Source organism: Listeria aquatica (assembly GCF_014223975.1).
Lineage (GTDB): Bacteria > Bacillota > Bacilli > Lactobacillales > Listeriaceae > Listeria > Listeria aquatica.
This window is the reverse complement of sequence record NZ_JAARRM010000002.1, coordinates 278,802-302,711: the sequence shown is the minus strand read 5'-3', so window position 1 is coordinate 302,711 and position 23,910 is coordinate 278,802. Positions and strand designations below refer to the sequence as shown.

Genomic DNA, 23,910 nt, shown 5'->3' with positions numbered 1-23,910 from the left:
CATAAAAATGAGGAAGATCATTTTTAGAATATTAAAGTATAGGGAGGTATTTCTATGAAAAAAGTGATTACATATGGAACATTTGATTTGTTACATTGGGGACATATTCGTTTGCTCGAACGTGCTCGACAATTAGGGAATCATTTAACGGTTGTTTTGTCTACGGATGAATTTAATCAATCAAAGGGGAAACAAGCATTTCATAACTATGAACAGCGCAAGTATTTACTTGAGGCCATCAAACATGTGGATCTAGTAATTCCTGAAACAAATTGGGACCAAAAAATAACAGATATTCAGACAAATCAGATTGATATTTTTGTAATGGGGAATGATTGGGAAGGCCAATTTGATTTTTTGAGCGATTACTGCGAGGTTTGTTATTTGATGCGCACAAAAAACATCTCAACCACATATATCAAACAACAACTTGCGGGAAGCGTTCAAGCTTAATGCCACGGTATTCCTCTTCCGAAATTGGTGGCTGAGACCAAGCTGGAGAGAGATTTTTGAGTTTGGGGAGTTAGCATGATGAAAGTCGCAATTATTGGATTTAATATTTTTTCACCAGGGGGAACGTGTCGCAGCAATATAAATTTGACTAAAGAATTTAATCGAGAAGGAATTGATGTTGTTATTTACAATTCACGCTCCTTTTCACAAACAGATATTCTGAGTCTCCGACATATGGAATCATTAAGTGAACAGGTGGATTTTCGACCAATTTTAGATTTAGGCAAAGATGACTCAATTGATTTATATATCATCACTCGAGAAAGCTTTTTTCCACTAGCCCAGATCATCAAGTTTTATTGTCCTTATTCACTGGTGATTGGGGAAATACATGCACCACTTGGGATATTGCCAGAAAATTTAGCCGAAGATTTATACGCGCTCGACTATGTGCGTGTCTCGACAGCGTCTATCAAAAGAGAGTTTCAAGCAAGGTATGGATATGATGCTATTCTCGTTCATCATGTTAGTACCTATCATGTTAGCTTGCCTGAGGATAATGTGCAAAAATCAACGAATAATCTTTATGTGCTTTCTCGATTTGAGGACGATGTGAAGGATATATCTTATGCCATTCGTCTCTTAGATTATCTGGTTCATTATCTTCAGGCGCCTCATGTCAAAATGTACATTGAGGGGTACGGGCCTTCTGAAATGTTGTATCGCAACCTGATTAATTATTATGGACTGCATGCGAATGTTTTTTTAAATCAAGGAACACCAATTGATTATATCTACTTTTCGACTTCACGCTACGAAACATTTGGTTATTCGATTCTAGAAGCACTTGCTAAAGGGAAGCGAGTGATCTTATTTCCAGGGGAAGACAATGTGTTACGGGAAGTTTACGGTAACCCTAATAATATTCAATGGATTTCGAAAGATATACAAAAAGACGGGATACGTGTTTTAAATTTTCTTAAATCTATAAAAGAAGTTAATTATAGACAAGCATTTCCGATTATTGCAGCATCTGAGAGTTATGTGCCTCTTTATCTGGAATGTTATCGCACGTCACGAATGAAAAAAAATAAGAAATTTACATTGAGAAAAAACATAGAGGAAATCTGGGAAGAAGTGCTGACAAATCCGATAGAACAATTACCCAAGCTTTACCTGATGTATAGTTTTTTTAAAGATAAGCCAATTATTGGAAGGTTTTTGACGAGCCTTCCAACTAAAATAATGTTGCAAACTTTGGTGGAGCGAATAAATGCGTGGAAAGAAAGGAAACAACAAACAATAAATGTTCATGAAAATATGTATTTTATCGAATCTTTTCATGGAAAGTCATTTTCTGGAGATCCAAAGTATATCGCACTTTGGATTAAGAAAAACATCCCCAATGCAAAAATTTTTGTTAGCTCTGTGAATCAACTAGTAGATATGGAAATTCGATATTTTGGTTTTGAGGCACTTCGGCTTGGTAGTGCTAGCTATCAGCGGACTTTTCGCATGTGCAAGTATATTATTGTGAATGGGAATCCGCTTGATAAAGCTGGAAAAGCACCTAATCAAGTTGTCATCCAGACATGGCATGGTTTACCCTTGAAAAAAATGGTTGCAGATTTAGAAAATACGAAGCAACGACAGCAAGAATTGAACGCTTTTTTGCCTAGAATGAAAAAATGGGATTATCTATTGACATCATCTGCTTTTAACACAAAGTTATTTCGTTCGGCATTTGCATTAGAAGAAAATCCAAAGTTGAAAATCCTTGAGATGGGAGCACCTAGGAACGCCTACTTGATCGAGAATAGTAACAAACAAGGAGAAAAATCTCGTATTCACCTGAAATATTTTAATCGGCCGTTCGATGGGACAAAAAAATATATTTTATTTTGTCCAACATGGCGTAAACAAGAACGGGACGAAATTATAGGAATTGACTTGAAGAAATTGATTGAGCTTTTGCCAGCAGAATATGAAATTATTGTGAAGCTTCATCCTTTAGAAACATCACTGCGCCGATTTTATAAAGCGTTAGATCCACGGATTCATTGTTTTTTCAATGAGGTTGTGGATATTCAAGAATTATTTTTATTAGTGGACGTTTTAATTTCTGATTATTCTTCTGCTATTTTTGACTATGCACATTTAAATAAGAAAATCATTATTTTACAAGAGGACTCAGAAACCTATCAGAAAAAAATTGGATGGTATTTTGATATGAAGAAAACTTGCTTATTAGAAGGAAAATCCTATACAACAGAGAGCCTTGTAGAAGCGATTCTTGAAGAGGAACTCAATGTATTCCAATATTGTAGTGCAATACAGAAAAAATTACTTAATTTAGATAATGCATTTACAAATGAAAAACTAATGAAGTTATTATTTTTGAATGGGAGGGCCTAATGGATGGTGGCAGATAAGGATATGGAGTTTACAGATATTTATAACTTTCAGTGTGAATATGAAAAAAAGAAACTGGTTGTAAAAACTTTTTCGAATAAGAACATTTTAGAGTTGTCACGAGAAACACAGCCCATTTTAGAAATGTATAAAGCAATTTTGGCACATGATTATATTTTATATATGCATTCTGGACAATCTTCCTATTTTATTCGACGTAAAGATGTGCATACGATTTGGCAACGGAAAGATTTAATCCAGCATGGTGATTTATTTTACTCTTTAGAACGGGTACCTGCCGAAAAAGAGAATAAGCTTGCTCCTAAACGTCTGGTTGTCATTTTTTCACCAATGCCTCCAAAAGAGCATTATTATAGTGCGAATATCGCTCATCGTTGTTTTACGACTTCGTTTGCAAGCATGCAGAAACATTTGCTGAAAAACACGGTTATTATGCGACTGATGGATTTAAATCTATCTTACGGAAGCCATTATATCAATACCTTTAATTATATGGAGATGGAGTCAGATGTCCAAAGTGCCATTCGATTTGTGATGGATTCTCAACATATTGTAAAAGAAGATGTTGTATTATATGGCGGATCAAAAGGTGGAACGGGCGCATTATATCATAGCCTACTTGGTGATTATAATTCTGTCACAGTAGATCCAATTATCAGCACTGAGCAATATAACCGAGAAAATGATCTGCATTATCTACGTGATTTTCGTAAAAGAAGCATTTTAAATGATTTAGTAAAATTAGCGAATAAAGAAACAACTAGAAGAAGACTCATTTTTGGCTACCCTCTAATTTCATTTAATTATAATTTATATTCGCAAATTCCATCTGAATCTGTTGAAATTCATGATGTATTTGACTCATCCGTTCATAAACATGCGGATATTTCAAAGAATACAATTGTAGAACAAATTACAGCTATTAATGAGCTTTTGCTGTCATCAAGTAATTTGCATAAAATTGTAGAGCAAATAAGTGCCTTAACAGAGTAGGGAAGGGAATGAGTGGAATTACACCTAAAAAAATCGCTATTGTAGGCTCCTGCTTAGTTAGAGATAATTTCAATACTAATTTTAATCCAGGGTATAAACATTTTTTTGAATGTATATTACATCAGCATCAATCTAGTTTTTTGAGTCTTATGTCGCCTGAGTTACCTTTTATAGAGAATGAAGAGACAAAAAAGATGAATGCTTTTACAAAGTGGCATTATCGCACAGAGCATACAAAAGAGTTCTTCAAGTTACTTCAATCAAATCAGCCCGAGTACTTACTTATCGATACTTATGCTGACCTTTATTTGGGAGTTGTAAGACTGGATAATGGCTTTTTTACGTATAATCCTAAATTTAAAAATGTATCTCCAGTAAAGGGAGAAGCTGTATGGAGAATAGAAGCAGATTTCGATTCTTATTTTGATACATGGGTGCAGCATCTAGATGCATTTTTTCAGTTTATGCAAAACAAAGTTCCTTCTTGCGGAATCATTTTAGTAAAGGCGCAATTTGAAGATTTATTTACAGACGGTAGTTCGCTTAACGAATGGAGGAAGAAACGCAAGTATCCAGTAGTAGACATTGAGCGATTAAATTGTATTTGGAATAAAATGAATGACTATATAGAGACACATTTTAATGTTCAAATTTTAGATATGACACAAAAAAAGTATAGACTTGAAAAAGAACATCCGTGGGGTAACTTTTATGTACACTTCACGAAGGATTTCTATCATGATTTTTTGCAGCAATTAGGAGAATTAATTGGTGATAATAGCATCGAAAGAGGATTGGGATGATAGCGAGTTTATTAACTTAATGAAAGCTCATAGCAGGAAAAAGCTTTTGAGAATCGTGTTTAAACAAAAGATAAGTAGATATTTTAAAACAAAATAGCTTTATCTACACGAAAAAAGTCTATTAATAGAGCTTATGTGAATAATGGAGCACAGCAAAGTGATGAAGTATAACGCCTTAAATCATAGGCTTAAAAATTCCTAGAAGCAAAATGTAAGTACTTGCCAAAGATGGGAAAAAAGACTTCAGAAAATGTAAACTAATGGGCAAATGAGTTCAACGGGAGACTTTTATGTGATTCATATTTTTAGGTTTCTCAATAATGCTTTTGCCTTTGAACAATTCTTGTTAAAAAGGAGCTATTGAAGTATACGCCTAAATGAAAAACATCATGAAAAAAGCTTTTCATGATGTTTTAAAATAAATTGTATTCGCGTTTTAAGCGTTCCGCGTGCTTTTTAAATTGATAAATTCGCCATGGTTTGGGCGACAAAGCAAGGATTCCTTCTTCTTCAAGCTTCCGTAAATTCGTCGCCACATAAGCACGAGCTAAATTCAAGTAATTTCCGAGAATTTTCTGCGTGAAAAAATAAGGAATAAGACAAGAATCATCTTCCTCAAGACGTCCGAATTTCTTCCCAATAATGATGAGACCCGCTAAAATTTTTTCGTCTGACGGAAGGTGAACCTTGGCTTCGCGCTCAAATGCCGGGAAAGCTGCCTGATTTGCAAGTTGTAAAAAAAGATCTGGTTTTTCTTGTGCCAGTTTTTCACGAACGTAACTGCTTTCAAAACGGTAGGCGCTGACTTCGCTAACAGCTTCATAAGAAACGGGTGAAAGGCTGCCATCGACCAGATGAAAAAAACCTAATTGTTCTCCCTTCCCAAGAAAGGATAAAATAATATCTTCTCTGCAAGTGCCTTTGTTCATTGAAACGGCTCCATCTAAAATGATGTAAAAATACTGGTTTTGCTCTCCCTCTGTAATAATGGTTTCTCCCCGCTTGAAATGGACTCTTGAATACGGCAGAACAGATTCTCGTTTTGATTGCAACAGCGTAAGCAAGTCAAAGTCTGTTTCTTCCAATTCTTTTTCAAGTGACATATAAATTCGTACCCCTTTTTCCGATATTTACTTTTTTATTATAAGCAAGAAAAAGCAATTTGGGTACTATTTGAATTGTGTAATAATGCACGTTTAGGGCTATTATTCGCGAATTAAATTACTTTTGATTAAGCGGTTTCGGATCATGATTCCTAAAACACCGGCAAGAATGGCCTTGATAATACCAGGAATGAGGAAAGGAACAAACCCAGTGTAGAAAGATTGTGAAAGCGACATACCTGCGCCAATTTTGAGCCACAACATCCCGAAAAGTAAGGTAAACATAGCTCCGACAATATTGGCGATGATGGCCATTTTAGTTGTGTAACGCGTTTTATCCAAAATGAGCCCCGTTAAATAAGTATTTGCTAGGAAACCAATAATATAACCACCCGTGATGCCGACAATAATTCCAAGACCAGCAGTCATACCTTGGAAGACGGGAATACCAATTGCACCAAGTAATATGTAAACAAAAACAGAAATTGTTGCGTGGCGAGCTCCTAAAATGGTAGCAGCAAGTCCGACGGCAAAAGTTTGTCCTGTGAAAGGGATTGGGCCGATCGGAATGGCAACTTGGGCTAGAATCGCTATGATAACCGCAAATAGCGCATCTAAGATTAAAAACTTTAATTTTTCATTTCGCAAATGGAAACACTCCTTAATGTAAACCTATAATTAAAAAGGTTAACATTAATTACGTTTTTTTTCAAGTAAAAAAGGGTAAAGAGCTGAATAAAATAGAATTTTGAATCAGGGGGGTTCATGATGGACATAAATATTAGAAAAGCCGAAACAAAAGATGCAGAAAAAATTCGCGAAGTAGCAACTTCATCCTTTCATGATACGTACGAAACGATTATTCCAAGAGAAACGCAAGACGGTTTTTTAGAAAAATTTTACAATCTGGCGACGCTTGAAAATCGAATTAGCGCAACCCCATTTGTTGTTCTAGAAAAAGAGGGCGAGCTTATTGGGTTTGCTAATTTTATCGAACTCGATAAGGGAAAAAGTGAATTATCTGCTTTCTATATTCTTCCGAGCGAAAAAGAAAAAGGCTACGGGACGCAAGTTTTAGAAGAAGCAATTCATTTGTTTAACTTACCACTCCCGATGTTTGTGAATGTAGAAAAAGGAAATGATTATGCGCATCAGTTTTACTTACAAAGAGGGTTTGTTGAAACAGAGCGCTTTGTTGATGATTTTTATGGATATAAATTAGATACGATTCGGATGCATTTAACGCATAATGTTGAAGAAGAGTCGTGATAGACTGAAAGTGTCAAGTGGGGCCGTGCGGGAAAGGCAGTTTTGGTAAAGCGTTAACTTGTATTTTGAGTAGTAACATATTATGATGTTAGTGAGACTAAGTTGAGTCGGGCAAGAAAAAGGAACTATCAGGATTGAAGTCCTTGCTATGGACGAGTACCGCGATCACGAAATGTCGAAAAAACTTTCCGAGGTTTTAGAGGTATGTTATTCTGACTGGTTCCAAAACGTAAACGTAAAACGCAAAATATCAGAAACAGTTTTAGAGGTGTGTTATTTTGAATGCTTTAGCAATATGACTAAAAAGCGAAACCCCTTGTCTTTGAGGCAAGGGGCTTTCTATGTTGTGTTAAGCTGAAAGAAATATTCGTTAAAGAAATGATTTAAGAAAACTGTTATTCTGACATTTTTCAATCAGATGGATATGATGGATATAGTCTTGTAAAACATCTGGATATCCCCCATTAATCACTTAATGCAGGAACATGCTTATAAAGTAAATAAAAAACGTAAACAGAAGCGCCGAGACATTTGCTCGGCGCTTCTTATTTGGCATCAAAAATGGACTTTGCGGAACTTGCCTGGCGTTGTGCCAGCATTTTCACTGGCGAAAGCTTTGATAAAATGCGTGCTTGAAGAAAAGCCGCATTGTGTGCTTATTTGTTCGACCGTTAAGTTGGTTTCAAGGAGCATTCGCTTGGCTTGTTTAAGCCTATGGGTAAGCAAATATTGATGGGGACTTTCCCCAGTATGCTTTTTGAAAAGTCTAGAAAAATGATACGAGCTGAGGCTTGCTTCACGACTTAATCTTTGGATGGTTATTTTTTCAGAATAGTGATTGTGAATGAGAGTAAGGGTCGCTTGGATTTCTGGTGGATACTTATCTGATGGGGCACTGCGCACTTCAAGTGGCAAACGGGTACTCTCAAACAAGCGCCCCAAAAGCTCGTGAAAGCAAGCTGCGATTTCAAAGTCATGCTCATCCCCAGATTCCATTAAATGAACAAAAAAAGTTAACAAGTAAAATCGGAAAAAATTCTTTCAATTTTACTAGATGATCTTTAGAATATCATCAACAAATAGATTTAATTCAATTAGTTTCGATTAGAATGAATGCTTTTAATGACAGAGAAATAGAGTTTTATATGTCAAAAAGTGCGTTGCGATTTTGTGCTCCACTAAGGGAAATATTGAAAGGAAATTGGATGAATTTATACGTGTATGTATTGAGGAGAGTTATGAAAAGCAAATCTTAGATGAATAATAGAATAGAAAAAACGGAATTCAAAGCTAAAACTTTTAGCTTTGAATTCCGTTTTTCATTAATCGTTTGATTTCACAGCTTTGCCGCTACTTTTTTTGCCGCCTCGGAAGGTAAAGAAAATGAGGGCTAATATGGCTGCGATGATGCCGCTTAAGATGGAGATTAAGGTGACGACAAGCATCGATGCTACTTGCATGACACCAGTAATGATGATGACGGCAAAAAGGCCATAAAGAAAGCCAAAGAAGGCAAAGCGTAGCCAAGTCGCATTTTTACTGAATCCGTAATAGATTTCCGCGATCGTTGCGCCAACGAGGATGAGCGGTGCCGCAATCAGGATGGCTGCGAAGATGAGCTCCGCGTTTAGCTTTCCAAAAAGGATCGCTTCTACACCAATGCAAGAAAAAATGCCTAGGATAAATACGGTTAAATAAGCGAAAATAAAGCGCATGTATGTCACACTCCCTGTTCTTGTTCCAGTTTTAGTATATCAAAAAAGAGCCGAATTTGCTGTTTCGACTCTTTTTAATCTTTATTCGGTTATATAGTAGCCTTCTGTTTCATCGTGTACGAGCATTTTAACGCCGCGAATGATGTTGAAAAAGAAAAGCAAAATCGAAACAATGATGAAGGAAACAACGGCTGTAAAGGCAATGAATCCAGTTGTATTTGCGCTATCTGTACTAATTTGCACGAGTGAAAAAATCGCGAAAGATAAAAATAAACTGATGGCAGGAAGCACGTGTGTGGCAAGCGCCGTTTTGGCGTGATGCTGAACTTCCTTATCGTCTGCGAATACCCAGATGAAAAGTGGGACTACAATCGGCGCAAAAAGTATACTGAAATAACTGAGCGATTTCGCAACTTTATGGCTGTTCATAAAAATCATCCTTTCCTTTATCGTAATTTCATTATAAAGGAAGAATGATTTTGGTTCATTCGAATGAAGTGACAATTTGTCAGATTCGGATGACAGTTTTGTAAGATTAGAGAACAGATTTGAGTGTCCAAACTTTACTACGCCACCTCTTGAACATTAAAGCGGAGCGAATTCCTTCGTCGATGAGGTAAGCAAGCCAAACGCCAACAAGGCCAAGCCCGGCTGTGATGCCGAGTAAGTAAGAAAACGGCAAGCTGACAATCCACATGACGATGAGCCCAACAATAAATGGAAAGCGCACGTCTCCAGTTGCATTCAAACTGCTGATTAAAATAATATTGGTTGCACGGAACAATTCCAGTCCGATGGAAAGCAAGAAGAGTTGTTTGACCATATGAATGACAATCGCGTTGCTTGTGAAAAGACTCATCACTGGTTCTGCGAATACATAAAGTAAGATGCTTACGACAAGTGCAATTCCAAGTCCGATTTTCCAGCTCCGCAAGCCCTGCTCGTAAGCTCGGTCAAGTTCCTTTGCACCAACGGCACGACCGATGATGATTTGAGAGGCTTGACCAATCGCGATGGCAAACAAAGCTACAAACTGGCTAACGCTCGATGCGTAAACTTTTGTCGTGAGCGCTTCTGTTCCAAGTAAGGCAATGATCGCTGTAACAACAAGTTGTGAACCAGCATAAGACATGTTTTCTCCAGCAGACGGGAGCCCTAGTTTTAAGATGGCAAACAACAATTTCTTGGAACAAAGCTTTATTTTTTTGAACGTAAAGAGGTAACCGATATGTTTTTTTAGCATCCAAATGGCAAGGATCATACCGACAAAGTTGGCAATCATTGTTGCTATTCCAACTCCGGCAACCCCTAAATCAAGGAAGCTCAGTGAACCATAGAGGAAGAGATAGTTTCCAACCACGTTGATAATGCTGATCGTGATGGGAACAAGCATAGCTTGGCGGACGTATCCATGAACTCGCAAAATCGGTAAGATGGAAGAATGAATGGCAATGATGATCGAGCTTCCACCGATGATTTCAAGAAACGGAGAGCCGACTTGAATGAGTTCTTCGCTTAAACCAAGCCATCGCAAGAAGGTATCGCTTAGAAAGATAAAAACAATGCTCATTGCGATGCCAATGAAAAAGGCAACGATGAGTCCGTTTGTGATGATTTTTTCGATCATATCATGCTTTCTTGCTCCGAGCATTTGGGCTACTAAAATTTGAACGCCAACGCTGATGAAGCCATACATGATGACGGAAATCACAAGGATTTGATTGGCTACACCTGTCGCAGCGACGGCTTCGTCCGAATAATGACCAAGCATGAACACATCGACATAGTTAATCATAATTCGTAAAAATTGTTCTAAAAAAATAGGCCAAGCTAGTGCATAAAGCCCCATGTGTTTATGGATCCCTTCCCCCATAAGTATCCTCCCTTAATAGATATTTTCAGTAATAAAGAATTATTATAAGGGAAATGAGTTTGAATGTATAGAGCGATTTAGAAAAAATTATCAAAATGATAATTTTTCTCTTGACTTTTTATTCAAAATCCATATAATTAGTTAAGCAAACTAATTAAAAGGAGGGTCAGTTAGATGCAATCAGAAGAGCGGGAATTGGGATATTCGGTCATTCGGGCGTTTATGAACTTTAAGCGAGCAGAGATGATGAACTTCCACATCGATGGTTTTACGAAGGCAGAAATTCGCTTCATGTTTACTTTGTTTCGGGGAATACGAATTAGCGACTCGGAACTTGGCGTGAGCGTAAGCGAAATTGGCAAACGGCTGGGTGTTTCTCGACCGAGTGTGACGCAGCAAATCAATGCCCTCGAAGGAAAAGGTCTTATAACGCGCATTCAAAATCCGGAAGACAAGCGCGCGGCTTATCTGAATTTTACGGAAAAAGGGAAAAAATTGACGGATCAGATCATTCATTACTTTCATGAAAGTTTTATCGACATGAAGAGTTATCTGGGCGAAGAGGATATGCGAACTTTAATCCGACTTTTGAGCAAGTTGACGGATTATCTGAACAGCAAAGCAAATCATGAAGAAGGAGGTGGCATGCCTAAGTGATACGTTTATTGAAACGGCTGAAATCCTACTGGCTTGGGATTACGGTCGTACTACTACTTACTTTTATTCAGGTTTTAGGACAGCTTTATTTGCCTACTTTGATGTCCAATATTATTGATAAAGGCATTGTGCAAGGTGATAAGAGCTATATTTGGAAAACGGGTTCGTTCATGCTGCTTATTTCAGCGGGAGCGGTACTGCTTTCTGTGATCATCGTTTACATCGCTTCGAGAACTTCGATGGGATTTGGGCGTGAGTTACGGGATAAAATTTTTAATAAAGTTGAAAACTTTTCTTTGCAGGAATTTAATAAGGTTGGAACGGCTTCACTTATTACGAGAACAACAAATGATGTAGTCCAAATTCAAAATGTACTCTATATGATGTTACGGATGATGGTGATGGCACCGATCATGCTGATTGGTGGGATCATTATGGCGGTGAGTCATGATGCCAAACTGTCACTGATTTTCGTTGTCGTCTTGCCAGTGCTTCTTTTACTTGTAATTGGACTTGGCGGGAAAGCCATGCCGATGTTTAAAAAATTGCAAAAGAAAATGGATAAACTAAATCGAGTGATTCGGGAAGGTCTTACGGGGATTCGTGTTATTCGTGCGTTTAACCGCAATGAGGATGAGCTTACGAAATTTGAAGAAGCGAACAATGATTATGCGGTCACAGCGATTGGTGTTAACAGGTTACTTGCGCTTATGAGTCCAATCATGATGTTAATCATGAATTTAACGAGTATTGCAGTCATTTGGATTGGCTCGCATTTTATCAGCGACGGCAGTATGATGGTTGGGGACTTAATGGCGTTCATTCAATATGCGATGCAAATTATGATGAGTTTCATGATGCTTTCAGCCGTGTTTATTTTCATTCCACGTGCAGGGGCTTCAGCTGAAAGGATTAACGAGGTGCTCGAAATGCAAGCTGAGATCGTCGATCCTGCCTCTCCTAAAAACGGTGAAAAACCAACTCGTCTGGAATTTAATCAAGCAACTTTTCGCTATGAGGGAGCTGAAAAACCGGTTATTGAAAACATTTCTTTTAAGGCGAAAGCCGGGGAAACGGTTGCGATTATCGGAAGTACTGGTTCAGGAAAATCTACGCTAATCAACATGATTCCGCGGTTTTATGATGTCGAGACGGGCAGTGTCAAAGTGGATGGCGTGGATGTGCGTGAAATGAGCCAAGCTGTTTTACGAGAAAAAATTGGTTTAGTGCCACAAAAAGCTGTTTTATTTACTGGCGATATTGAATCAAATATGCGATATGGGAAAGAAAATGCGACAGAAGAAGAAATTTGGGAAGCACTTGAAATTGCCCAAGCTAAAAACTTTGTCGAACGTGGCTCAAAAGGACTTCAAGCACGCGTTGAGCAAGGCGGGAATAATTTTTCTGGCGGGCAAAAACAACGACTGGCGATTGCGAGGGCCCTTATTCGTAAACCAGATATTTATATTTTTGATGACAGTTTTTCAGCGCTCGATTTTAAAACAGATGCCAAACTGCGCAAACGATTAAAATCTGAAACAGAAGATGCTGTGACATTGATTGTGGCGCAGCGAATTACCTCGGTAGTCGATGCCGATCAAATCATCGTACTAAATGAAGGTAAAATAGCGGGCATCGGTACACACGAAGAACTTAAAGAATCGAACGAGATTTATCAAGAAATTATGCGTTCGCAACTTTCAGAGGAGGAGATAGCATGAGTCCAGGACACGGTCATGGTGGAGGCATGGGAATGACTTCAAAACCGAAAAACTTTGGTAAAACTTTATCGCGTCTACTTGGTTATATGAAGCCAAGAACGATTGCTATTTCAGTAGTTTTCCTTTTTGCGATTCTCTCAACGATTTTTAATATTTTTAGTCCACGAGAACTCGGGAAGGCAACAACAGAGATTTTTAAAGGTGTTATGAGTCCAGCTGGAATTAATGACGACAAGATTTTTGATATTTTGTTTGTGGTTTTCCTGCTTTATCTAGGAAGCTCGATTTTCAACTTTATTCAACAATTTGTCATGTCAAGCGTAGCCCAGCGAACGGTTTACGATATGCGGAAAGATTTAAAAGAAAAAATGGCACGTTTGCCGCTACGTTACTATGATACGCGTTCAAATGGCGATATTTTAAGTCGAGCTGTAAACGATATGGATAATATCGCTAATACTTTGCAACAGTCGCTTACACAAGCGATTACGGCAGTAGTCCAACTTGTCGGTGTGCTCATTATGATGCTCACGATTAGCTGGCAAATGACGTTGATTGTTGTTGCAACAGTACCCCTAAGCATTATCATTGTTGCAATTATCGCTGGTAAGTCACAAGCATTCTTTGCCGCTCAACAACGAAATCTTGGAATTTTAAATGACACGGTAGAAGAAACTTACGGCGGGCAAACGATTGTTAAAGCATTTGGGCAAGAAAAAGCCACGCTAGGTACATTTGAAACGGTCAACGATGATTACTACAAGGCTGCTAAAAAAGCACAATTCATTTCGGGAATCATGATGCCGATGATGCAATTTGTTGGAAATCTTGGTTATGTAGCTGTCTGCGTTGGGGGCGGGATTTTTGTCACAAACGGAACGCTTCAAGTTGGGGATATCCAAGCCTTTACACAATACGTTCAATTGTTCTCACAACCCATTTCGAGCGTTGCGAATATCGCGAATGTCATTCAGTCGACCATCGCTTCAGCAGAACGGGTATTTGAAATTATGGATGAACCAGAAGAAACAGATACTATCCCAGAACAAATTCCAGTTGTCGAATCAGAAAAGAATAGCATTGTGTTTGACCACGTAGAATTTGGCTATACACCAGATAAACCACTGATGAATGATTTGAACATTAAAGTGAATGAAGGTCAGATGGTAGCGATTGTCGGGCCAACAGGTGCTGGGAAGACGACGATTATCAACTTACTGATGCGCTTTTATGATGTGAACGGGGGCGCGATTCGTATCGAAGGTGTGGATACGCGCGATATGACGAAAGAAGATGTTCGCTCGAAATTTGGCATGGTTTTACAAGATACTTGGCTCTTTAATGGTACGATTGCTGAAAACATTGCTTATGGTCGTGACGGGGCAACAAAAGAAGAAGTCGTTCAAGCCGCAAAAGCTGCTTATGCGGATGACTTTATTCGCCGCTTGCCAGATGGCTATGACACGATGCTAAATGAAGAAGGTTCGAATATTTCGCAAGGACAAAAACAACTCTTGACGATTGCGAGAGCGATTTTATCAGATCCATCGATTCTCATTTTAGATGAAGCAACATCAAGTGTAGATACGCGTACGGAACTAAACATTCAACTTGCAATGGGGAACTTGATGGAAGGGCGGACAAGTTTTGTGATTGCACACCGGCTGTCAACGATTCGCGATGCTGATTTGATACTCGTTATGAATCATGGTGATGTTATTGAACAGGGTACTCACCAAGAACTATTAGCTGAAAATGGCTTTTACGCCGATCTTTATAATAGTCAATTTACAGGCGCTCAAGCCGTCTAAGTAAAAGCAGATAGAAAATCATTCGTGATTTCCTATCTGCTTTTTTAATTATTCTATTTACTTATTATACCCCATGGGGTATAATAAGCGGCGAAGGAGTGAATCCAATGTTTCAAAAAATACCATCCATTCATGTCACTGAACTTGCAGAACTGAAAGAACCTATTATTGTTGATGTTAGAGAAAATCATGAATTTCAAGCAGGGCATATTCCGAGAGCTAAAAATATTCCTCTTGTTAAAATTGCTAGTTATGAGCCGCAGGGAAAAATTTATCTCATTTGCGCAACCGGAATGAGAAGTAAACGAGCTGCGAAAATTCTTTTGAAAAAAGGTTATGAAGTAATAAATGTTCGTGGTGGTATGAGCCACTGGCAGGGAGCAATTAAAGGAGGAGCAAAATGAAAATAGTAATTATTGGAGGCGTAGCAGGTGGCATGTCTGCGGCGACACGTTTAAGAAGGTTAAATGAAGAAGCAGAGATTATTGTCCTGGAAAAAGGACCTTATGTTTCTTTTGCAAATTGTGGACTCCCTTATTACATTTCAGGGGAAATTAGCGAACGTGAAGATTTACTTATTCAAACCCCGGAAAGTTTACAGTCGCGATTTCGGATTGATGTGAAGCCGTTTCATGAAGTTCTAGAGATACGACCAGAGCAAAAGCATATTCTAGTTAAAAATCAAAATGAGACATTTGAAATGGAATATGACAAACTAATTTTATCTCCAGGAGCAAAGCCGATAAGACCAAGCATTTCAGGATTGGAGGATGCGGAAAACTTATATACAGTGAGGTCGGTTCCAGATGTTGATGCGATCGAGCATTTTATCCAAGAGAAAAGTCCTCAAAAGGCTGTTGTGATTGGTGCTGGGTTCATTGGAATAGAAATGGCAGAAAGTCTTGCGAAGCGAGGTATGCAAGTAACCATCGTTGAAAAAGCCTCTCATATCTTGCCCCCTCTAGACGAGGAAATGGCTGTTCGAATTGAACAAGAGTTTGAAAAAAACAAAGTTAAACTTGAGCTTGGAAAAAGCGTAACGGCATTTCGCGAGGAAGGCAAGCGGATTGAACTCGAGGACGGGGAAATACTTGTTAGTGATTTAACTATTTTTTCAGTTGGTGTTACTCCTGAGTCAAACCTTGCACAAACGGCAGGTATCAAAACAGGGCTTCGTGGCGGCATTATTGTAGATGAGAATTATGAAACAAGTGCGGCAGATGTTTATGCAATTGGGGATGCGATTGTGGTTAAGCAAGAAGTGAATCAGCAAGATACACTGATTTCGCTTGCTTCTCCAGCAAATCGACAAGGCCGAATGGTTGCAGATATTATTTTTGGAAAGGCTCGACCAAATAAAGGCTTCCTTGGAACGGCAATTGTTCGGGTATTTGCGCTTGTAGCGGCAGCGACAGGACTAAATGAAAAGGCACTTCAGGAGGAGGGAATCTCCTATACGGCACTGCATATCCAAGGGAAAAGCCATGCTAGCTATTTCCCGGGAAATACCCCCCTTTTTTTGAAAGTGTTATTTGCAAATGAAGACGGTCGAATTCTTGGAGCGCAAGCAATTGGTGAAAACGGTGTTGATAAACGGATTGATATCCTAGCGACTGCAATCAAAGCAGGTATGTCAGTTGCAGATCTCCCGGAACTTGAACTTACTTATGCGCCGCCATTTGGTTCAGCAAAAGATCCAGTCAATATGGCTGGCTATGTTGGATTGAACCTGCTTGAGGGTTTATCTGAAAGCATCCAGTGGCATCAATTAAATGAAGAAAAAGCGAATGGAGCAATCTTGCTAGATGTTCGGAATCAAGTTGAACTTGAAAATGGTAAAATCAAAGATTCCATTCATATCCCACTTGATGAGTTGCGCAATCGAATTTCCGAACTTAAAAAAGAAATTCCAATTATTGTTACCTGCCAAGTGGGATTACGAGGCTATTTGGCTGAACGCATTTTGAAAAATGCTGGTTATCAAGTGAAAAATTTAGATGGTGGATTTAGTTTGTATCAAACTATTTTACCAGGAGAGGTGGAATAAAATGTATTTATCAACAAAAGCGACTGAACTCCGTCAAAATACGGCGAACTATCAAATTATTGATGTACGTGACGCAGAAGACTTCAAGAAAGGACACATTCCGGCAGCACGAAATATTCCAATTCACGAACTAGGAGAACGTTTTATAGAACTTGATCCAAAAATTGATTATGCGATTATTTGTTATGCTGGTGGACGATCAGAACAAGCTTCGATTTTTTTAAGTGGTAAAGGTTATCGGGTAACGAATGTGATGGGAGGGATGGGTGCATGGCAGGGCAATCTGGTGAATTAGTTTATGATGCCAAAATGAAAAATCGGTTAAAACGGTCAGAGGGGCAGATTCGTGGGATTCTAAAAATGATGGAAGAAAAAAAAGATTGTCGCGAAATTGTAACGCAACTCACAGCTGTTCGAACAAGCATAGATCGTGTAATCGGACTTGTTGTTGCACAAAACTTAGCAGCTTGCGTAGAAAAAGCCCAACAAGATAGGACAGAGGATACGGAGTCATACATTGAAGAAGCGATTCAGTTACTTATGAAAAGCAGATAGAAAAAAGGAACTAGCCAGAGAGGCTAGTTCCTTTTTTTAAAATCTTTCAGCAAGTAAAGAAGCTTCTTTACGACCTGATTCAATAATGGCTTCTGCCCGGTCAGGTGCAGCATTGTGTCCTTCAACAACCACCGTTTCGATATTGGTAACGCCAAAGTGATTTAAAACATTTTTGACATAGTTTAGGGACATTTCATAACTTTCCAAAGGACCATCAGAATAGATGCCACCGCGTGCGTTTAAAAGCGCAATTTTTTTATCACCAACAAGGCCAACAGGTCCTTCCGGCGTATATTTAAAAGTTTTGCCCGCTTGATTTAAGTAAAAGAGGTAAGTTAAGAACTGGGCAGGTATACTGAAGTTCCAAAGTGGAAAAGCCATAACCACCTTATCTGCTTGAAGAAACTGGTTTAAGTAGCCATTTGCGATATCAGCAAGTCGCTTTTCTTCTGATGAAAGAGGTTCACCAGCCACTTCTTTATGTAGTCCATTCATCATTACACCGTCATAATAAGGCAAATCAACTTCAAATAAATTCACTTCAGTTACTTGATCATTAGGGTGACTAGCTTTATAACTTTCCAAGAAATTTTCATATAATGTGACGCTGACAGAGCTTTCAGCCGGACGACCATTGGCCTTGATAAAAAGTACATTTGACATATTTGTTTTTCCTCCTAAAAATAAATTCCATTTACTAGTGTAGCTGAATGCGTTAACATTAGCAAGAAAAAAAGCTTACAAAAAGTTAGTAGGAAGAAGGTAAGAGAAGCGGCATTCCTCACTTAAAAATGCTAAAATAAAAAAGATAGGAGTTGATTGATTTGAAAATCAGAGAAATACAAAAGGAAGAAATTCATCAAATGAAGAAATTGCGGGATTATGCATTCAGAAACTCATCGGGAGGTGGAGAAGAAGATTTTTTCTACTGGATGGATCATGGTAATCGTTTAGGTGCATTTGAAAACGATGAATTAGCAGCCCAAGTTGTGACTTATCCACTTGCGGTCACTCTATTTGGTGAACGCTATAAAATGGGAGGCATTGCCTATGTCGCGACCTATCCGGAGCACCGTCGTGGGGGCCTAATTAGACAACTTATGACAAAATCTATCGAAATGATGAAGGAAAAAGGACAACTCATTTCTTATCTTCATCCATTTGATGTGAGATTCTATCGTAAATTCGGCTACGAACTTGGCTTTCATTCGACCCAACTTCATCTAGAACTGAATCAGTTTACTAGAAAATCAGCAGGAATTGGTCAAATTAAGCGCATCAATCACTCAAGCCCAGAGTTTGCCTTTATAAAAGAAATCTATCACGAATATACCCGAAACCACCAAGGCATGCTTGTTCGGGACGATGCCTGGTGGGATCGACTAGTTCGTCGTGAATTTACAAAAGAGATGGCCATCTATTTTGACGAAAATGGCGAAGCCAAAGGTTATCTATCGTTTGCATTTGAAGGAATGAAAATGACCATCCGAGAATTTATCGCATTAACCAGTGAAGCCGAAAACGAATTGTGGGCATTTATTTCAAGTCATGACTCCATGTTTGATGTAGTCGAACTAGAAAATGCAGGAGACATCCAAGAATTTGCGCTAGGCTTAACGAACCCTACCGCCCTTAAAATAGAAGAAGAGCTTTCTTTCATGGTACGGATTGTGGATGTAAAAGAATTTTTGGCACGTTACCCATTTAAAAAACATGAAGAAGTCCTATACATTCAAGTTCATGATGAAGTAGCTCCGTTTAATAACGGTGTCTATAAGATTGAAGCTGGAACCTTAAAAGAACTAGAAAATGGTGAGGCACAAGAGAACTTGCTTGAAATAGAGATTGGTACTTTGAGTCAAATGCTCTTAGGTGCTACACGACCTCAAATATTAAGTGCTTATCAAAAAATAACGGCAAGTGAGGCAATGATTGACTTATTAGAACAAATCATTCCGAAAAGTTCACCACGATTTTATGATCATTTTTAATAAAAAAGAGGAAGCCAAATAGGCGTCCTCTTTTTATGAATGAGCAAGAAAATTAGGCTCCAAAATACGTAAAGGCGTGTGCGTGGAAGCAAGTAATCCCTCTTTGACAAGCTTTTTCAAGTGTATCGAAATTGCGCTCTGTGATAATCCACACAAAGAAGCGAGCACGGATTGATTAATTGCAGAAGGTAGCAAGACACTCTCTCCTTCGTGTTCACCAGAAGCACTTGCAATAACTCGAAGCATGCAATCAATTCTTTCCTCTGTGGGAAATTTATGAATATGGAAAATAAGCTGAGCCGAGCTAAGTTCACGTAATACAGTCAAAAAAAGAAAATTTAAATGCTTAGGCTGTGCATAGAGATGGTCCATCATAAAGTCGCAATCAATTTTATAAGCGGATAAATTAGAACCTGCTCGAAGTTGGCGTGGAAATAAACTCAGAGATTCCTTGAAGTTATTATATAAGCTTTCAGGCGAATAAAGTTGATTTGAAGTTAAAAAGTAAAGAACTTCACGTTCGTTGTTTTCAGTAGGAGCCTCGACGAACGCGACTCCTGAACGAATTAAATAAAAACAATTAGGAGAATCATTAGGTTGAACAATGATGTCATTTTTTCTAAAGGAAACCTCTTGGATATAGCGAGTTGCAAGATCAGAAGAAGTGTAGAGATAGGTGAGTAATTCTTGCATTTTCACTACAGCGCTATGGTCATCAACAAAGTTCATATCATCCCTCTTTTTGTGAAATATAATACATTAAAATGATAATCTATAGCATTTTGAAAGTCAAACCACTTGTATGTATTTAAACATTTAAAATGATAATTATAAATGTGAGGGAAATGATAAAAAAAGTATAGCAATAACTTTAATAGCTATCTCATGAAAAGAATGTATTTTTATGCAGATAGCTTATCGAATTAAAAAAAGTCACCTCATCCATAGCGATGAGGTGATTTTTACAGTGCTCAATTTTATTTTTTAGCAGATTGACTATACGCTACAAAATAATCCAGTTTTTCAGTATTTGTCAGATGAGCATTGCAACTTTCTGCGTCTTGACAGATATAATTGCTGAGCGCTTTATAGGTATTTGCTTTTGAATTTATCGTTACATCAACTGTAAATAAACCAACGTCTGTCACTTGATTGCAAAAATGGCAAATATCTTTTTTTTGACTAGGCAAAAAATTCCCTTTTAAAGCAGTAAGTTTACCTTCATACTCATAAACCATGAATTTTTTCATAGAACCCGCATCAAGCCAGCTTAGATAAGTGAGTTGTTTACGTTTTTCGTCTGTAAGCTCTGGGGGATGCAGTTTTTTTGTTTTTTTAAACATCTTTTTGAGTTGCGCTTCACTGATTGAAGGAAATGGATAAATATAGGAAGTAAGCGATTCTTGAAATTTTTCGAGATCTTGTTCATTTTTAATTTCGGTAAGTGGTTTTAAAAGAGCCGCTTGTTCTTGATTTAATTGTTCGAAGAGGCTTTCTGCTTTACTTAGTGAATAAAAAGCAAATTCCTTTTTGATTTGTAAGTCATTTACACTTCGTTCTGCATCCCAGACTTGCTTGGCATGACGCATAATGGCATTAAAAAGATGATTGGGAATAAAAGCTTCCACAGTTCAACACCTCCATAACTTATTTTAAAGGAAGAAAAGTACAGTTGTACAGTACTGAAAACAATTCATAAGAGTTTTAAAGAAAGACCTGCTGGATTCAACAGGTCTTTTGATAGATAATATTTCTAATCGTATTTTCCGATAAAAAATAGTTTTCAGCTAGCTCTTTCATAGTAGTTCCTTCTTCGAAAGCTAGTTTAATGGCTTCATTTCGTTTTTTTAGTTTCGATCTGATTCCGGAATTTGCACCCCAAGCACGTTTTTTTCTAGCGGGGATGTAAAGAGTTGTCCCAGAAGCGTATTTTTGAATTTCCTCAATAAGAGACTCAGGAAGCACATCTTCAACAGATTGATATTTCATTTGGCTCGCTCCTTTATTATTTAATCAAATAATAAATCGGCAAAACCATTTTACTTGGCGATTTTAGACATTAACCATTCCAAACAAAGTATCGCCGCTAAAAAGGCTTTGCCTGGAACGTTTTAGTAAGAGCTGTCATAAAGCTCGTCACCTCCCGTTTGATAAAGTTAATATAAGCCTTTTTTTAAAATTTGTAAAGTAAATTTTAGCAAATTAGAAATGCGGAGTCGAAATCTATGCAAAGGATTGCTATAATAGAAAGGAGGAGAGGTGAGCGTTTTGAATTTCGGCGAAAAATTAATAAATTTGCGTAAGAAAAATCGGTTAACTCAAAAAGAATTAGCGAAAAAAATTGGCGTAACGCCGTCCACAATTAGCAAGTATGAAAATGGGACACATAAACCACCTATTTTTATGTTGGCTCTTTTAGCTGAAACGCTCGGCACGACAACAGATTTTTTACTTGATGACGTGGCTGCACTGCGGGAAAAAAACTCAGTTAATGCCTTTCCGCTTATCGGCAATCCAGAGCTTGAAAAGTGGTATCTCGAATTGCCATATTCCTTTTCAGAAAAAGATTTAAAATTAATAAAAGAAATTTCAGATGTGATTTTAAAACAAAGCAAATGAGTTTTCCTAAGATACTAGGAAAACTCATTTTTCTATTTTTCAGAGTGATCGGTTGGTTGGGTATTATTTGGTAGCGCAGACCTGTATCCAAAGAAACTTTCTGCTACATAGTTGGAAGGCGGAAAAAACATAGAGTTTTGAGGAATTTGATTTTCGATCTTTCGCATTTTTTGAGAAAATTTCATGTGTAACATAGAAGTACGAGCAATTTGGTTATTAAAGGAAGAAATCGAAATATCTAAAACGATCGTTTCTAAATTAGCAAAGCGAATGAAAGTTTGGTTATTATCGGCAGCGTGGTAATCTTTAATATGTTGTGGGAATATCCAGACACAGTGAGGATTTTGCGGTGAAGTAGTTGGAAAAGCATACGTAAACGAAATGGGGTCAATAATGATAGGTGGCTTGTGAGTAATTCCGATCAGGTGCTTTGTCCCTTCTTTACGTCCTGCAAGACTCCACGAGGCACAAAATGTGTAGACTATTTCCAGTTGATTTCTATGTTATCTTCGTTTATAACTATAGATTCTATCAACGCCCGCAACAGCTTTTGCTGGTTTTTAAAATCCATTTCATAAATATTTTTAAAGTCGTTCATTTCGAAAATACTTTTTAAGTCATTTTTTGAAAGACTATTTTCATGCTGTTCTTTTTTCTCTTCTAACTCAGATAGTTTTGTATCAATTTGTAACATCATTCTATCTAATTCTTTCTTGTCATAGTTTCCAGATAAATATAAATCAAATAGACGCTTTTTCTTATTTTGCTGTTCGATAATTTTATTTTTGATTTTGGATAAGTCGCGTTCTTGTTTTTTTAGTTGCGAAGGTTGCGAATAATTAGCAACGCGATCCAGCACAATTTTTTCAAGTTCATCAGCTCTTAACATTTTGTTGTCGCATGGCTCATATTGATACAATCTTTTTTTAGATTTACACATGTAATAGCGATATCTATATACATGTCCTCTAGAAGTCGTCGATTTTGAGGCGTGTAAATAAGGTAAACCGCATTTACCGCAAACGAGCAAACTAGCTAGAAGAGATTTAGATTCTTTGTTTATATTTGGGAACTTTTGCATACGCTTAAGTATTTCTTGAATTCTATAAAACTGATCTTCTTTTATAATTGGCTCATGGATTCCTTTTCTATGAACTTTATCAGCATAACCCACATAACCAATATAAACATCGTTGCTTAATAGATTCAAATAGCGTTTTCTGTTAAAGACTTTATAGCCTTTGTTGTGCATTTCTTTCTGTAGAAGGTTAATCGTTTGCACATCTTCGAAAGTGTCATAAATTACTTGTAACTGCTCCGCTTCTTCTTTATTCACATATAATTTAGTATCAACCACATCATAACCAAAGGTGCGCCCTTTCGCTGTGACCATTGGGAGACCTTCTTCAATACGCTTGATTTTACCCATAACTAAACGGTCACGAATTGTCTCACGTTCTAACTGTGCGAAAACGGATAATATCCCGATCATAGCCCGTCCAAAAGGTGAACTAGTGTCAAGTGTTTCTGAAAGGCTCACAAATTCCACATCATTCTTTAAAAAGTATTCTTCAATTAGAAGAAGTGTGTCGCGTTGTGAACGCGATAAGCGATCAAGACGATACACAACAACTGCATCTATTTTATCGAGCTTAGAAAGCATGCCTTGAAGCGCTGGACGGTTGATATTAGAGCCTGAATAACCGCCATCAATAAAAATGTCGTAAACGTCCCAGCCTTTTGACATGCACAAAGCTTGCAATTTTTCGGTTTGTGCAGGAATAGAATAGTTTTCTGTTTGTTCTTGAGTAGAAACACGTATATAAATAGCAGCTTTCATTTTACCCCTCCTTAACAGTACGTGTGT

Annotated in this window: 26 protein-coding genes; 14 read left to right on the top strand and 12 right to left on the bottom strand. The window is 37.8% G+C overall.

The window, feature by feature from the left end; translation table 11 throughout:
- Nucleotides 1-54: 54 nt before the first annotated feature.
- The 4 genes from tagD (at nucleotide 55) to HB912_RS07350 (ending at nucleotide 4,682) form a co-directional block, all read left to right on the top strand.
- A complete protein-coding gene (gene tagD, locus HB912_RS07365) occupies nucleotides 55-453 on the top strand; it encodes a glycerol-3-phosphate cytidylyltransferase (RefSeq protein WP_185373397.1) in 399 nt (132 codons plus the stop codon).
- 78 nt (nucleotides 454-531) lie between these two features.
- Nucleotides 532-2,868: a CDP-glycerol glycerophosphotransferase family protein gene (locus HB912_RS07360; protein ID WP_185373395.1), complete on the top strand. Its 2,337-nt coding sequence runs from the start codon at nucleotides 532-534 to the stop codon at nucleotides 2,866-2,868.
- A 3-nt stretch (nucleotides 2,869-2,871) separates the two neighbouring features.
- Nucleotides 2,872-3,879 carry an XcbB/CpsF family capsular polysaccharide biosynthesis protein gene (locus tag HB912_RS07355; protein ID WP_036071331.1) on the top strand — a complete coding sequence of 336 codons (1,008 nt, stop codon included), beginning with the start codon at nucleotides 2,872-2,874 and terminating at the stop codon, nucleotides 3,877-3,879.
- 8 nt (nucleotides 3,880-3,887) lie between these two features.
- Nucleotides 3,888-4,682: a DUF6270 domain-containing protein gene (locus tag HB912_RS07350; RefSeq protein WP_185373393.1), complete on the top strand. Its 795-nt coding sequence runs from the start codon at nucleotides 3,888-3,890 to the stop codon at nucleotides 4,680-4,682.
- Between the two features lie 413 nt (nucleotides 4,683-5,095).
- Here HB912_RS07350 and HB912_RS07345 read toward each other — a convergent pair whose 3' ends face one another.
- Nucleotides 5,096-5,785 carry a Crp/Fnr family transcriptional regulator gene (locus tag HB912_RS07345; protein ID WP_185373391.1) on the bottom strand — a complete coding sequence of 230 codons (690 nt, stop codon included), beginning with the start codon at nucleotides 5,783-5,785 and terminating at the stop codon, nucleotides 5,096-5,098.
- A gap of 102 nt (nucleotides 5,786-5,887) precedes the next feature.
- Nucleotides 5,888-6,433 carry a biotin transporter BioY gene (locus HB912_RS07340; protein ID WP_185373389.1) on the bottom strand — a complete coding sequence of 182 codons (546 nt, stop codon included), beginning with the start codon at nucleotides 6,431-6,433 and terminating at the stop codon, nucleotides 5,888-5,890.
- Nucleotides 6,434-6,553: 120 nt separating this feature from the next.
- Between HB912_RS07340 and HB912_RS07335 the strand changes: the two genes are divergently transcribed.
- Nucleotides 6,554-7,054 (top strand): GNAT family N-acetyltransferase, encoded by a 501-nt coding sequence (locus HB912_RS07335; protein WP_185373387.1) that lies wholly within the window; start codon nucleotides 6,554-6,556, stop codon nucleotides 7,052-7,054.
- 555 nt (nucleotides 7,055-7,609) lie between these two features.
- Here HB912_RS07335 and HB912_RS07330 read toward each other — a convergent pair.
- The 4 genes from HB912_RS07330 to HB912_RS07315 form a co-directional block, all read right to left on the bottom strand.
- Nucleotides 7,610-8,074 (bottom strand): helix-turn-helix domain-containing protein, encoded by a 465-nt coding sequence (locus tag HB912_RS07330; protein WP_185373385.1) that lies wholly within the window; start codon nucleotides 8,072-8,074, stop codon nucleotides 7,610-7,612.
- A 302-nt stretch (nucleotides 8,075-8,376) separates the two neighbouring features.
- Nucleotides 8,377-8,769, bottom strand: coding sequence for a hypothetical protein (locus HB912_RS07325; protein WP_036071291.1), 393 nt, complete (start codon nucleotides 8,767-8,769; stop codon nucleotides 8,377-8,379).
- A gap of 81 nt (nucleotides 8,770-8,850) precedes the next feature.
- The gene (locus HB912_RS07320; RefSeq protein ID WP_185373383.1) at nucleotides 8,851-9,198 is read right to left on the bottom strand and encodes a magnetosome magnetite crystal formation protein family; all 348 of its coding nucleotides are present in this window, start codon (nucleotides 9,196-9,198) and stop codon (nucleotides 8,851-8,853) included.
- A gap of 106 nt (nucleotides 9,199-9,304) precedes the next feature.
- On the bottom strand, nucleotides 9,305-10,642 hold the full coding sequence (locus HB912_RS07315; protein WP_185373381.1) for an MATE family efflux transporter: 1,338 nt from the start codon (nucleotides 10,640-10,642) through the stop codon (nucleotides 9,305-9,307).
- A 174-nt stretch (nucleotides 10,643-10,816) separates the two neighbouring features.
- Here HB912_RS07315 and HB912_RS07310 point away from each other — a divergent pair, with 174 nt between their 5' ends.
- The 7 genes from HB912_RS07310 (at nucleotide 10,817) to HB912_RS07280 (ending at nucleotide 17,433) form a co-directional block, all read left to right on the top strand.
- Nucleotides 10,817-11,299, top strand: a complete 483-nt coding sequence (locus HB912_RS07310; protein WP_036071283.1) for a MarR family winged helix-turn-helix transcriptional regulator — start codon at nucleotides 10,817-10,819, stop codon at nucleotides 11,297-11,299.
- A complete protein-coding gene (locus HB912_RS07305; protein WP_185373380.1) occupies nucleotides 11,296-13,020 on the top strand; it encodes an ABC transporter transmembrane domain-containing protein in 1,725 nt (574 codons plus the stop codon). The genes HB912_RS07310 and HB912_RS07305 overlap by 4 nt, the downstream gene beginning before the upstream one ends.
- Complete coding sequence (locus HB912_RS07300) at nucleotides 13,017-14,831, top strand: ABC transporter ATP-binding protein (protein WP_185373378.1); 1,815 nt, start codon at nucleotides 13,017-13,019, stop codon at nucleotides 14,829-14,831. The genes HB912_RS07305 and HB912_RS07300 overlap by 4 nt, the downstream gene beginning before the upstream one ends.
- Before the next feature lie 107 nt (nucleotides 14,832-14,938).
- Nucleotides 14,939-15,235 (top strand): rhodanese-like domain-containing protein, encoded by a 297-nt coding sequence (locus tag HB912_RS07295; RefSeq protein WP_185373376.1) that lies wholly within the window; start codon nucleotides 14,939-14,941, stop codon nucleotides 15,233-15,235.
- Entirely contained in the window at nucleotides 15,232-16,878 is a 1,647-nt protein-coding gene (locus HB912_RS07290; RefSeq protein ID WP_185373374.1) for an FAD-dependent oxidoreductase, read from the top strand. Before HB912_RS07295 ends, HB912_RS07290 begins: the two co-directional genes overlap by 4 nt.
- 1 nt (nucleotide 16,879) lies before the next feature.
- Nucleotides 16,880-17,173 carry a rhodanese-like domain-containing protein gene (locus tag HB912_RS07285; protein ID WP_185373372.1) on the top strand — a complete coding sequence of 98 codons (294 nt, stop codon included), beginning with the start codon at nucleotides 16,880-16,882 and terminating at the stop codon, nucleotides 17,171-17,173.
- On the top strand, nucleotides 17,149-17,433 hold the full coding sequence (locus HB912_RS07280; RefSeq protein ID WP_185373370.1) for a metal-sensitive transcriptional regulator: 285 nt from the start codon (nucleotides 17,149-17,151) through the stop codon (nucleotides 17,431-17,433). Before HB912_RS07285 ends, HB912_RS07280 begins: the two co-directional genes overlap by 25 nt.
- Before the next feature lie 36 nt (nucleotides 17,434-17,469).
- Here HB912_RS07280 and HB912_RS07275 read toward each other — a convergent pair whose 3' ends face one another.
- Nucleotides 17,470-18,096: an FMN-dependent NADH-azoreductase gene (locus tag HB912_RS07275; protein WP_185373368.1), complete on the bottom strand. Its 627-nt coding sequence runs from the start codon at nucleotides 18,094-18,096 to the stop codon at nucleotides 17,470-17,472.
- A gap of 161 nt (nucleotides 18,097-18,257) precedes the next feature.
- Between HB912_RS07275 and HB912_RS07270 the strand changes: the two genes are divergently transcribed.
- Nucleotides 18,258-19,424 carry a GNAT family N-acetyltransferase gene (locus HB912_RS07270; protein ID WP_185373366.1) on the top strand — a complete coding sequence of 389 codons (1,167 nt, stop codon included), beginning with the start codon at nucleotides 18,258-18,260 and terminating at the stop codon, nucleotides 19,422-19,424.
- 33 nt (nucleotides 19,425-19,457) lie between these two features.
- Here HB912_RS07270 and HB912_RS07265 read toward each other — a convergent pair whose 3' ends face one another.
- The 3 genes from HB912_RS07265 to HB912_RS07255 form a co-directional block, all read right to left on the bottom strand.
- Complete coding sequence (locus HB912_RS07265; RefSeq protein WP_185373364.1) at nucleotides 19,458-20,153, bottom strand: Crp/Fnr family transcriptional regulator; 696 nt, start codon at nucleotides 20,151-20,153, stop codon at nucleotides 19,458-19,460.
- Between the two features lie 248 nt (nucleotides 20,154-20,401).
- The gene (locus HB912_RS13360; protein ID WP_185373362.1) at nucleotides 20,402-21,052 is read right to left on the bottom strand and encodes an FBP domain-containing protein; all 651 of its coding nucleotides are present in this window, start codon (nucleotides 21,050-21,052) and stop codon (nucleotides 20,402-20,404) included.
- 97 nt (nucleotides 21,053-21,149) lie between these two features.
- Nucleotides 21,150-21,413: a CD3324 family protein gene (locus tag HB912_RS07255; protein ID WP_185373360.1), complete on the bottom strand. Its 264-nt coding sequence runs from the start codon at nucleotides 21,411-21,413 to the stop codon at nucleotides 21,150-21,152.
- 279 nt (nucleotides 21,414-21,692) lie between these two features.
- On the opposite strand from HB912_RS07255, the gene HB912_RS07250 reads away from it, so the two are divergent.
- A complete protein-coding gene (locus HB912_RS07250; protein ID WP_036071350.1) occupies nucleotides 21,693-22,043 on the top strand; it encodes a helix-turn-helix domain-containing protein in 351 nt (116 codons plus the stop codon).
- 32 nt (nucleotides 22,044-22,075) lie between these two features.
- On the opposite strand, the gene HB912_RS07245 is transcribed toward HB912_RS07250, so the two are convergent.
- A complete protein-coding gene (locus HB912_RS07245; RefSeq protein ID WP_185373804.1) occupies nucleotides 22,076-22,534 on the bottom strand; it encodes a competence protein ComK in 459 nt (152 codons plus the stop codon).
- The gene (locus HB912_RS07240) at nucleotides 22,525-23,883 is read right to left on the bottom strand and encodes a recombinase family protein (protein ID WP_185373359.1); all 1,359 of its coding nucleotides are present in this window, start codon (nucleotides 23,881-23,883) and stop codon (nucleotides 22,525-22,527) included. The genes HB912_RS07245 and HB912_RS07240 overlap by 10 nt, the downstream gene beginning before the upstream one ends.
- Nucleotides 23,884-23,910 lie beyond the last annotated feature (27 nt).